Source organism: Methanobrevibacter sp. (genome assembly GCF_045586545.1).
Classification (GTDB): Archaea; Methanobacteriota; Methanobacteria; order Methanobacteriales; family Methanobacteriaceae; genus Methanocatella.
Genome location: NZ_JAZNAN010000130.1, coordinates 1 through 9,921, shown reverse-complemented (window position 1 = coordinate 9,921; position 9,921 = coordinate 1). Strand labels below are relative to the sequence as shown.

The window sequence follows — 9,921 nt, the reverse complement described above, 5'->3', positions numbered from 1 at the left end:
AAGAAGTTTGCACCACCACCATCCCTATAACCAGTACATTTTGCTGTGTTATTAGTGAAGTTTCCAGACAAACTAACATTACATAATGAGCGAACAAAGTAGTTTGCACCACCACAATCATTTGCTGTATTATTAATAAAGCTTCCAGACAAACTAACATTACTTAATGTATCCTCGAAGCAGTTTGCACCACCACCAAAGTTTGCTGTGTTATTAGTGAAGTTTCCAGACAAACAAACATTATTCAATGTATTATAGAAGTAGTTTGCACCACCATCAAGGTTTGCTGTGTTATTACTGAAGTTTCCAGACAAACAAACATCCCTCAATGCACCCTGGAAGAAGTTTGCACCACCAACATATTCTGCAGTGTTATCCTTAAAATTAGCATTTATACTGGAATGAATCAACTCATTACTGAAGTAGATTGCACCCCCAAAATAAGCCTGTCCGTTTTGGAAGGTCAAACCGTCAATATTGATGGTGTTTGCATTAATGGTTAAAAATCTGTCCTGTTTTTCAGCGTCGAAAACCGCTTCACCGTCACCATATTTCACAAGAGTCAAATTATTCGTGTCGATGGTTAATCCCCTATTTCCTGAACCGGTGTATGTTCCAGAGGCAATCATGATCGTATCGCATTCCTTGGATGCATTAAGCGCATTATTTAAATTGTTGAACGGATTTTGCCTGCTTCCGTCTCCGTTTGGTGAGCTTGAGTTGACATACCAGGTGCCCGCCAACTGATTTTCATTGCCTGCACCCAATATCGGATTTTCGGATGCGGGACTTTGCCTGTCGTTTTCGCCCTGAACATTCAAGTCATCTTCGTCGGCTGCCTGTGAGCCGTCAATTTCCTCATCGATAATACTAGTTGAATCTTCGATGCTGACAATATCATCAGCGGCATTGTCTGCAGCGCTTACGGCCCCAATAGCCATCATGCACACGAGAAATATTGCAAGCATCATCATCTTTCTGGTTAGCAATTAGTCTTCCTCCTTATAGAAATATTTTTAATTGATATATATTCTCTTCAATGATACTATTAATTCTATCGAATTGGCTCTGATTGGGGTGATGTTTAATTTTGGCTGGCAGGTGCATTTCAAGTGCGGAGGTGGAGGAAGTTAATGTTTTTAGTATTGGGGATGATTAAGTGTTTTTTAAAGTAATTTGGGAAGATTTGGGTTTCATTGGTGAAAATAGGAGGGCAATGTTAAATAAAATAGCTGGTCGAAAGCCATTTCAGTCATTTACGAAATAGGAATAGATTTCATCCGATACTTCGGAGTCTATTTTGAACTTGAAATTAACAATAGGCTGATCCCTACCGTTAATTGTCCTGTATACCTGCTTGTAGGATAGTGGAGTCAACCTGCCAATATAGTAGAACTCAATTCCCTCATCATTATTCTTCTGGATGAAGAGTTCCGTATCCATTCCGTTATAGTTGATGAGCGGTTCAAGCTCAGGGCTGGAGGTCTTCCTGTTGTTTCTGCTCATCCAGTTGAAATGCATCTTGTCGATGAAGTGATCCTCATAGTTGATGGTTTCCGAGATGTCCTCTGCCTTGTTGTATGTTACGAATATCGGACAGGTGTTGTACTTGATTTTGTATCCTCCGATGTTCTGGCCGTTCATGAACCTTTCCCAGTTGAGAATCCTTAAGACATCCTCACGGGAGTACTTTTCATATAGCTTAAATGCAGAATCGCTTCTGTAAAAATTCTCATACTTGTAGAAAGCATAGCTTAAAGCATCACTGAAATGACTGCAATAGACGGAATTGGTTAAAAATACCCTAAGTGAATCGGATATTTCAAACTTATAGTCCCTGTTGTTTTTCAAATCCTTATAGATGCCCTTGTCGAATTTGAAAAACAGGTTTTCATAATCCATTTGCTCTTTTGAAACAAAGCTTGTTACGGTATTTGCCTGATAATCGTCGCTGGTTTCCTTTCTGTAAAAGTTCATGCTCAATACGTTGATTGCGCTTTTAATCGAGTCAAACTGATTGTCAAGGTCATATCTGTCTTTGAGATAGCTTTCGATTTGAGATAGTGTAAAATACCCGTTATATTTAAGGCAGCTTAGAATGACCAGTTCATGTGGCCTTATGCCCTTTATGAGTTTTTTGGAAATGAATTTCAATGTGGCTACCTCAGCGCCTGAAAGGTGTGATTTGTAGTCATTTTCAACGTATTCTAGAAAAGTGTGGTAGGTATCGAACTTGCTGTGATTCAGAATGATTTCGGGGTTGAAGTCTCCGTTGATTGCGAAGTCATATAATGAAGGAATCCTTCCCAACTTGTATTTTAGATTGTTATACTTTTCCTTAAAGAGAGCCACCTTGGAAAATGAGGTGTTGTTGATTGACTCATATATACGCTTTTTGGAGATTTCATCGAAGTTTATTGAAGATGCTCCCGGAATAATTTTGTTTCCCTCAATGAGATACTTCCTGATTCTGTCCTTGTCATAGGACCTGTCCCCGGAAAGGGCAATCGGAATCATGAAATTGTTCTTGTAGTTTCCGATGAAGTCCAGGATGACCACGTATTCCTTGCTTTTGTACTTTCTCAAACCCCTTCCCAGCTGCTGGATGAATATGATTGGAGACTCGGTCGGCCTTACAAGGAGAACCTGGTTGATTTCAGGGATGTCGACACCCTCATTGAAGATATCTACAGTGAAGATGTATTCAATCTTGTCGGGGTTTTCATCGTTTGTCAAACGGTCTATTGCCTCCAGACGCTTTTCCTGTGAGTCATCGCCTGTAAGGACAACTGACTTGTATCCCCTTCTGTTGAACTGCTTGGATAACATTTCTGCTTCCCTTTTTCTTGAGCAGAACACCAGTGCCTTTCTCCTGTCTCCTGAGTATCCGTAGAACTCTGACTTTTCAATTAGATACTCAACCCTTTTATTTGATGCCAAAAGATTGAAGTCCGTGAAATCATCATCAATCTCTCCTGTGTCAAACTCGACATCGGTAATTCCGAAGTAGTGGAAGGGACATAAAAGATCCTCTTCAAGAGCTTCCTGCAGCCTGATTTCGTGGGCGATGTTGTTGTCAAACAATTCATAGATGTTGAATCCGTCGGTACGCTCAGGAGAAGCTGTCATTCCCAAAAGGAATTTAGGCTTGAAATAGTTGAGGACCTTCAGATAGGAGAGTGCTCCGGCCTTGTGGACCTCATCGACTATGATGTAGTCGAAATGCTCCGGGTCGTATCTGGTGTAGACGTCCTCCTTGGACATGGTCTGGATGGTTGAGAAAAGATAGTCCTTATCGTAATCCTTAAAATTTCCGGTTAACAATCCGAATTTGTCATGATCTTCGAATACATGCCTGTAGGCTTCAATGGACTGCTTTGCAATCTGTTCCCTGTGAACCAGGAATAAAAATCTTTCGGGGTTGAAATCGTTTACCGCAAAGGCGGATGCATAGGTCTTTCCCGTACCTGTGGCCGAAACAAGGATTGCCCGGCTTTCTTCCTGACTTATTAGATTGCGGATGTTTTCTAGAAACTGCTCCTGCATGTAGTTGGGAGTCAGAGTGATGTTTTCATCCTTAATCTTTTCGGTAATCTTTCTTAAATCGGTGAACTTCCTGTTGTCATCGTAGATTTTTTCATATATCGGAAGAACCTCATCTAAAGGGTCTGCCTCCTGCCATAAAAGTTCGAATTCATCTTTGATTTGGCTTAAAAGCTCACCTTCGCCCAGTGACGTGAACTCGACATTCCATTCCTTGTTTATGGTGAGGGCGTTCATGGTCAGGTTGGAGCTTCCGACAATGCCGTGGTAGAGGTTGTCCTTTTTGAAGATGTATCCCTTGGTGTGAAAGCCTTCCTTTTTTTGGCTGTAAAGCTTGACTTCAATGTTTTCGAATCCCTGAAGCTTTCTCAATGCTTTTGGTTCTGTGAAGTTTAGATAATCTGTGGTGAGTATTTTGCCTTTGATATCATTGCTTTCTAGATATCTGAACTCTTCAAGTAAAGGTGTGATTCCTCCCATGGTGATGAATGCCGAAGAGATTGTGAACTCGTCGCAGCTTCTAAGCTCGTCTCTAATCGAATTGATTACCTTGTTGCCAGCGCTGTTGTACAATAGCTTTGGCCTGAAATCTGAACTGGAGTTGGCGTTCTGATCGATGAATGCGGTTTTCGCTCCGTTTAAGATTTCATCCGGGTCCATAGAATCTACTCGCTTTCAAGGTGTTTGATGAGTTCGTTTATTTTATCCAGCTGTATCTGGAATTCCTCTTCTCTCGGTGAGCCTTTCACTTTTTCAAGTTTGGCCTCAAGCTCTTCCTTTTTCTTTTTAGCCATCTCAAGTCTTCTGTCCATGTTAATCATCCATAGTTTCTTTCAGGTAATCTATAATCTGCAGGTCTGCCGGAATCCAGTTGACATCGTCCAGCTCATCTTTGCTAAGCCACCTGGCATCGTTGTGTTCCAGAAGCTTTGGGGTTCCTTCAGTTATAATTGCTTCAAAGCAGGACATTTTCAAATAAAAAGTAGGGTACTGGTATTCTAGGTCCAGTGCGAATTTGGTCGGTTCGATTGTGCAGTCGAGTTCTTCTCTGATTTCTCTTATTAAGGCGTGTTGTTTTGATTCGTTGGGTTCTATCTTTCCTCCCGGAAATTCCCACATGTTAATGAACTCGCCGTAGCCCCTTTTGGTGGCCAGGATTTTCTTATCCTTTTTGATAATAGCTGCAACAACATTTAAAGTTTTCATTGGTTATCTCCTTTGCTTTTATATTTGGCAGCTTGGGTTATATAGTTTCAGGATTTAACACTTCTAAATTCAAGTGTGATCAATCCCTGATTAAACAGTAATGTTTTAAGAACCTCTTTAATGAACCTTTCCAGATCATCCTCGCCAACATCATCATTTCCAGGAGTTAGGGAAAATGCACCGACAGAAGGAATAACAGTATCGGATTCAAAGAACTGTTTAGTTTTATTTCCAGGATACAATACATAAGAACCTTCAGTTTTTAAAATTGAATCTTTATAAGTGTGCATTTTATAGATGTCTCCATCTTTAAATACATTATCCTTTTCTTCTAGAGAATCCCTTTCGTCAATCTCATCATCTATCTCTTTACTGGATTTGACAATACTATAAAAATTAGCTATTTCCAGTTCAGACCTGTATTTAGCATCAAAATGAATATAATTTGTATATTCCCCTATTTTTACAAGCAATGTGTAATCCGGCCTGAATGCAAGAGAATAAGAGCGGTATTGAGAATCGTCTGAAAATCTTAGATTGTAAAACAATTCCGCCGCAATATCATGGCCATATAAATTAAGCTTAAATTTTTTAGCGGATTTTACTCCCCTTTTAATTCTGATTGACCAATTGTCCTTGTTAATTTCAAAAACATCTTCAAAATTAATTTTATTAATGCTTAAATCGTTTAAAACTTTCAATAGCTTGAAATAACACCAATATTCATATAATTCAGATAATTTCTTTTCAAAACCTTTAAATTGATTGTTAATCTCATCCCAGCTTAATCTGAATGAAAATTCAAGCATTAAAAAGTACCGGAAAATCTCCCTATACCCTTCTTTTTTCTGTAGAATCTGTGAGTTGAATGGAACATAATCCATTGTTGATATATGATTGAAAAACTTTTGAGATAGATAATATCCGACTTCATCTCTAAAATACAATAGCTTGTCTTGAATATAACTCTTCTTAGAGGTTATAATCAATTTTTCAACTAAATTCTGAATCAGCTCCAAAAAGTACTTGAAAAATCTGTTTTCCGGAATATCAATAACATCTTCATGTTTTACTTGGTCAATTTCATAAGGCAAATAACCATTTAGCTTTTCAACAATCTCTAAATCTGCATCAGACTCAAATAGATTATTTGGCTTTGATATGATGCTTTTTAATGTATTCTGATTAACGTTTGAAGCAAATGATACCGGTACGGTTTCAGTGCGGTTTGTAAGTTGAGAATGCAGGTTTTTAGATAAATATTCGAATATTGAGGGCAGATTCTCTTCTCTAAACAAATACTCTAAAAACATGAAGTCTTCATAATAAGTCTCTTTTTGCCTGTAATCCAACTCAAACTCCTGATATAATGGGGAGTTGACTTCAAAAATTAGACTTAATGAATGCTGTGACAAATCAGCAATCATTGCTGAGTATTGATTAAAGTAATCTATCTTTTTAGATCTAACTTCAATTGGAACTTTAATTGAGTTAATGTTGCCTTTTCTAACATCCAAAAATGATTTTCCAACATAGCTTCTGAAGTTTAGTGTTCCGGCAATCTTATACTTCTTATTGTCCCCTAATTCAAATCTGAATGGTTTAAAATGATTGTCATTCATTTTAGTTAAAGAATATAAAACATTGAAATTTGCTTTAGCATCTCTGGATTCAAATAAAATCTGATATTCAGTTTCTTCCAAAAACATTAAATTGGCAAAATTAGCTCCAATATTTGGACAATATTGAATTGGAGTTATATTGTCCGGTTCATCAACTATTGGAACATTTTCCAGAGACAAATAATGTGAAATGTTATTGTTTGACTCAACTGTGCCCTTGTAGTCTAGAGAACTGACTGTCAATGTTCCAAATTCATTGGAATTCTCATCAGTCAAATGAATAATAACTTTTTGTTCGATCATTTAAATCCTAATTAATAAATGAAACATATCTCTGATCAGACAATACTATAGACATGTTTTGAAGCTTTAAAGCTGAAGTAATATATCTAGAATTCTCACCGTTAATGTTGAAGTTTTTAGGGTTTTCATTATTGTTTCTATCAACCAAACAGAGATTAAACAGATTTTTTAATACATTGCCGATAGCTTTTTCAGATCCGTGCAGTTTTGGAAGGATTTTCTGCTTGATTTGAGCATCGAAGTATCTCTCCCAATTGTTCCATTCGCTAGGTTCGTTTTCATATCTCCAAGCCACAACCATGAACCTTAAAATTTCATTGATTACTCTAAAACCGAAGTCGAAACTAGAACCTTTAAGGGTTTCTTGGAACGCTGTAAGTTCAATAGCTAAAATATCCCATAAATTATCTTCTTCATAGGTAATTTGTGATAAAATCTCTTTTAAATCTTTAATGTTTAAGTTTGAAATGTCTGAATCCATCAATGGGGATTGTAGATAGTTGATGTCTCCGTTAAAGTCATCTTCTGTTAATTCAGAAGACATATATTCCCAAGCGGATAATGTGTCAAATTCAATGGTATTTGCTCTGTCAAGGACTTTTGGTGAAAACATGTAAGTTGTCTCATCAACATTAACAGTTCCGATTATAAAAAGGTTATCCGGAAGTGATAATTTGTCCTCATTACCATACAATGGAATTTCTTCCCCGCTTTCAATAGCTGACAGGAAATCTGAAAAATATCTTTCAACATGTGAAAGGTTCATTTCATCTAAAATTAGGAAATAGGGATTATTTGGATCGCCCTGTGCTTGTTTTATTAATTTATAAGCGGGAGTTGATTGATACTCTTCTGTAATGACATTATAATAACCTACAATGTTAGTGTTGTCTGTCCAGTTAGCTCCAACCGGGACAATCTGATATTTTGAATTATTTGGAAATATGTCCAAAGATTCAACCTTACGTGATTTTGAACAATCCCAATTAGATATAAAATCTTCAAAATTAAATTTATCAATATTTAATATAACTTCAACTTCCTTACCTTCATTTTGTCGTAAATAATTTTGCAGTTGGTCATTTTTCTTAAAAGTTAATTTTGGAACAACTCTAATTTTTGCGGTTGATTCGATTCCATCCACTATAACATTACATTTTGAATATCCAGAATCAAATGGATAATAATCAAAAATATTTTTATGAACAAACCACTGTCTTTCTTCAAAAGCTGATTGATTAGAATTTTGTTTTAATAAAATTTGCCCATTCGGTTTAATATAATCTTTAGAAATAAATTCTTTAATATCCTCACAAGATATTTTTAAATCAACAGAACCACTAGGATTCCTTTCATATAATTCTTTAAAATGTTCTTTGAGTTTTTCACTATCATAATATAGTTGAACCATTGTTCTAATATCCCCTTTTGCAGGGATGCCATCAACAGACATATCAAATTTAGCTCCACACTCATTAATTGGAATGATATCCGCTATTCCCTCTTTTTGAAGAGTCCAACCATTATTCTTCCAAGAGGAATAATTAGTTTTAACTTTCAGCGTGAAATATCCTTCATCATCGATTTTATCTTCTTTTAAAGTAATATCCCCATTAATGAATTTGGCAAATAGTTGTGATAGTTTTGTTTTTCCCGTTCCGGAATTTCCAGTCAATATTTCAAATGGTTTAACTTTTAAAGATAATAAATAATTTTCAATTAAATCCTTATCAAAATAATATCCTTCAGATATTAAGTATTTATAAAACGAATCAATTTGTAAATTTTCAGACATTTTAAAAACCTACTCAAAGCAATTTTACGAAATGAAAGCAATATTTCATTATCATTACAATTTATGTATAATCTGGTATTAAAAAATGACGATAACACAGAACTAGGTTTATTTAATTCTTGTTGCAAAAAAAGTTAATAATTTATATTCGTAATAATGTTCAATTACAATACCTACGAATATAAATAATGTTTATAATTAAATAAATTAGCAATATTGATACACCTTAACTTCCCAACTCACAGTTTCATAATAATCAATAGTAAATTCTACTTCTGAATTGGAAGAATATTCGAATGAATCAGATTTTGTCTCAACATCACTTGTTGAACCCCAATCTACTCCACCAGATTCCCCATTAGAACCATCCACATATAAATGATTTGTAGCATAGTTTTTAATAGGATAAGCAGATAACTTTATTTTAATATGCCCTGCTGGAACAGGAATTGATTTTGTACCCGAACCATCCCCGGTGTAAGTGTCAATTAACTTCCAAGATTTCTGAGTTTGTGAATCATTGTTTGAATCTAAATTAGTAGATACATTATTAACATCACTAGAGTTATTATTTGAGCCTACACTAGGTAATATATTGGTCCCGTCACCAGAATTATTGTTCATTAAAACAAACGCTCCAGCAACAATAGCAACGCAAATAACTGCTGCAACAGCAATTATTAATACATTATTATTTTTGGGTTTATTGTTATTTTGATTTTTATGAGCGGTATTTTTTAGTGAATCAAAAGGTTTTCCACATTTTTTACAAAATTGAGCATCCTCTTTATTTTCAAATCCGCACTCAGAACAGAATTTAACCATATAACCTCCTCGCAATAAAAAATTAATTAATAAATCTCTTCTATTAATCCAGGAACAATTTAATCTGTTTTAGTTCCACAACTATCACAAAATTCAGCATCCTTTTCTATTTTAGCTCCACACTTTTTACATAAAAGGACTTCAGTTTCTACATCTTCAATCTTAGAACCGCACTTTTCACAAAATTTTGCATCTTTTTTTATTTTAGCTCCACATTCTGGACAATCTTTAAAATCCACAATATTTTCTGCAATTTTATTTAAATTATTTTTAATTTGTGAATCTTCATTGCCTTGTTTAATAAAGTATAATTTGATTAAACTGATAATTGCTGCAATAACTGCACTAATACAGGCCCATATCAAAATATCTGCTGCAACCCAAGATGCAAATGGAACAAATACATAAAATGCTATAAAAGTAGCAATGAATGAATAAATGGCAGCAGTAATTGCATCATCAAATTTTTCAAATAACCCTAAACCTTTGGCGAGAAAACCAATTATTAATGAAGAAATAATAAGAGAAACCCAAATTTCATAAGTTAGATTCATAACAAGTACTAAAGATATTACTCCCAAAAATATACATAAAACTAAATTTTTTAAATGATTTTCATTAATTTCC

General features: G+C 35.2%; 7 protein-coding genes and 1 pseudogene. All 8 read right to left on the bottom strand.

What is annotated here, in order from left to right; genetic code table 11:
* A pseudogene (locus ACKI3D_RS09705) lies at nucleotides 1-989 on the bottom strand (hypothetical protein); the annotation flags it as partial.
* Between the two features lie 259 nt (nucleotides 990-1,248).
* Nucleotides 1,249-4,203: a DEAD/DEAH box helicase gene (locus tag ACKI3D_RS09700; RefSeq protein WP_407394090.1), complete on the bottom strand. Its 2,955-nt coding sequence runs from the start codon at nucleotides 4,201-4,203 to the stop codon at nucleotides 1,249-1,251.
* A gap of 5 nt (nucleotides 4,204-4,208) precedes the next feature.
* Nucleotides 4,209-4,355 carry a hypothetical protein gene (locus ACKI3D_RS09695; protein WP_407394088.1) on the bottom strand — a complete coding sequence of 49 codons (147 nt, stop codon included), beginning with the start codon at nucleotides 4,353-4,355 and terminating at the stop codon, nucleotides 4,209-4,211.
* A 1-nt stretch (nucleotide 4,356) separates the two neighbouring features.
* A complete protein-coding gene (locus ACKI3D_RS09690) occupies nucleotides 4,357-4,749 on the bottom strand; it encodes a (deoxy)nucleoside triphosphate pyrophosphohydrolase (protein WP_407394086.1) in 393 nt (130 codons plus the stop codon).
* A 47-nt stretch (nucleotides 4,750-4,796) separates the two neighbouring features.
* The gene (locus ACKI3D_RS09685) at nucleotides 4,797-6,674 is read right to left on the bottom strand and encodes a DUF2357 domain-containing protein (RefSeq protein WP_407394084.1); all 1,878 of its coding nucleotides are present in this window, start codon (nucleotides 6,672-6,674) and stop codon (nucleotides 4,797-4,799) included.
* A gap of 7 nt (nucleotides 6,675-6,681) precedes the next feature.
* Nucleotides 6,682-8,469 carry a hypothetical protein gene (locus tag ACKI3D_RS09680; protein WP_407394082.1) on the bottom strand — a complete coding sequence of 596 codons (1,788 nt, stop codon included), beginning with the start codon at nucleotides 8,467-8,469 and terminating at the stop codon, nucleotides 6,682-6,684.
* A gap of 207 nt (nucleotides 8,470-8,676) precedes the next feature.
* Nucleotides 8,677-9,294, bottom strand: a complete 618-nt coding sequence (locus tag ACKI3D_RS09675) for a zinc-ribbon domain-containing protein (protein WP_407394081.1) — start codon at nucleotides 9,292-9,294, stop codon at nucleotides 8,677-8,679.
* 59 nt (nucleotides 9,295-9,353) lie between these two features.
* Nucleotides 9,354-9,921 (bottom strand): zinc ribbon domain-containing protein (locus ACKI3D_RS09670; protein WP_407394079.1); only part of this gene is annotated, 568 nt, incomplete at its 5' end.

Excerpts from the sequence above, each read along its gene's own strand:
- ACKI3D_RS09700 (WP_407394090.1), bottom strand. The coding sequence starts at position 4,203 with ATGGACCCGGATGAAATCTTAAACGGAGCGAAAACCGCATTCATCGAT.
- ACKI3D_RS09695 (WP_407394088.1), bottom strand. The coding sequence starts at position 4,355 with ATGGACAGAAGACTTGAGATGGCTAAAAAGAAAAAGGAAGAGCTTGAG.
- ACKI3D_RS09690 (WP_407394086.1), bottom strand. The coding sequence starts at position 4,749 with ATGAAAACTTTAAATGTTGTTGCAGCTATTATCAAAAAGGATAAGAAA.
- ACKI3D_RS09685 (WP_407394084.1), bottom strand. The coding sequence starts at position 6,674 with ATGATCGAACAAAAAGTTATTATTCATTTGACTGATGAGAATTCCAAT.
- ACKI3D_RS09680 (WP_407394082.1), bottom strand. The coding sequence starts at position 8,469 with ATGTCTGAAAATTTACAAATTGATTCGTTTTATAAATACTTAATATCT.
- ACKI3D_RS09675 (WP_407394081.1), bottom strand. The coding sequence starts at position 9,294 with ATGGTTAAATTCTGTTCTGAGTGCGGATTTGAAAATAAAGAGGATGCT.